Origin of the sequence: Dyella monticola, assembly GCF_003363155.1 — a bacterium.
Lineage (GTDB): Bacteria > Pseudomonadota > Gammaproteobacteria > Xanthomonadales > Rhodanobacteraceae > Dyella_B > Dyella_B monticola.
Map to the genome: position 1 here is coordinate 1 of NZ_QRBE01000037.1, position 1,375 is coordinate 1,375.

The following is a 1,375-nucleotide window of genomic DNA, read 5'->3' on the forward strand; positions in this document are numbered from 1 at the left end:
AGCGAAGCCGCCAACGGCGAACGGGCCAATCAAGGCTTTCACCATCACGAAGCGCCCAACAGCGGTGAAGACCGCGCGCGTCATCGCAAAACCTATAGCGCGCTCCTGCATCCCGAAGGCGAAGGCTGAGCATGACCTCCAACCCACCCATCACCGTGCCCATTGCGTTGTCCTACCGGCCCGGCGCCACCCTGACCCTGCCGTGGTTTGTGCAAAACACCGAGTACAACGCCGAGCAGGCAACATTTCAGCCGCTCGTGAATGGCGAGGAAGCCTTCGGTGCCGTTTACGACGCCATCCACAACGCCACGCACACCGTGGACATCATCTGCTGGGGCTTTCAGCCCTCGATGTATTTCAAGCGTGACGGTCGTTCGCCATGCATCGGCGATCTGTTGATCCAGAAAGGCGCACAGGGCATCACCGCGCGCATCCTCTGCTGGAACAGCGATTTACCCACCGGGGCCTTCACGCATGAAAACAATCTGCCCGGCTACAACCTGACGGGCGATCCCCAATCCGAAGTCGCACAGCGTCTTTACGATCAGTACTGGCACGCGGGCTGTCTTGATGTCGAAGGCGTTGGGCTGCCGCTCACGGAGCGGGTGCTGAAGCTGGCGTTTCTCGATGCATCGATGCGTTCGCCCTATGACCCGGCACCCATGGAACCGGTGGGCAAGTACGCCAAGGGTTATCCCAACGTGTATCTGAAAACGCGCGGCTTTTCCATGGGCGACCGAAAGAAGATCAACGAGTGGCTACGTAACCACCGAGCCGATCCGCAATTTGGTGCCGCCGGGCAGGTGAGTCTGGTGGCGGCACCCACCCACCACCAGAAAACCGTCCTGGTCGACTACGCCTATCCCGATCGGGCAGTGGGCTTTGTAATGGGCCACAACATGCTGGATGAATACTGGGACACCAGCGACCATCGCTGGCAACCTGCGGCCGCCGCGAATCGGGGGCGCAATGGCAAGCATCCCCGGCAAGACCTGTCCAGCCGGGTGACCGGTCCCATCCTGCAGCACATCAACGCCAACTTTTGTCAGGCGTGGGACAAGGAAGCCGGCGAAAACCTGACCGCCGACCGCGCGGCGGCGGCCGGCGCATTGACCTTGCGGCGCGATGGCGATACGCCCGTGATGGCAAAGGTCTGTCGCACGCAAGCACAGGAGGGCGTGCGGGATATCGAAAAGGCATACCTCAAGGCCGTCAACAACGTCACTAACTTCATCTACATCGAGAATCAGTATTTCCGCTGGCCACCCCTCGCCGACCTGATCAAGCAGGCGGTGCAAAAGCAGATCAAGGCGGGCCGCGATCCCGGCACGCACGGCCCGATTTATCTGTTCGTCGTCACCAATGCAAACGACGA

General features: G+C 60.9%; 1 protein-coding gene. It reads left to right on the forward strand.

Features of this window, described 5'->3' with window-relative positions:
- Positions 1 to 131 precede the first annotated feature (131 nt).
- Positions 132 to 1,375: phospholipase D-like domain-containing protein (locus tag DWU98_RS21500; protein ID WP_425480257.1), on the forward strand; the 1,244-nt coding region annotated here is incomplete at its 3' end.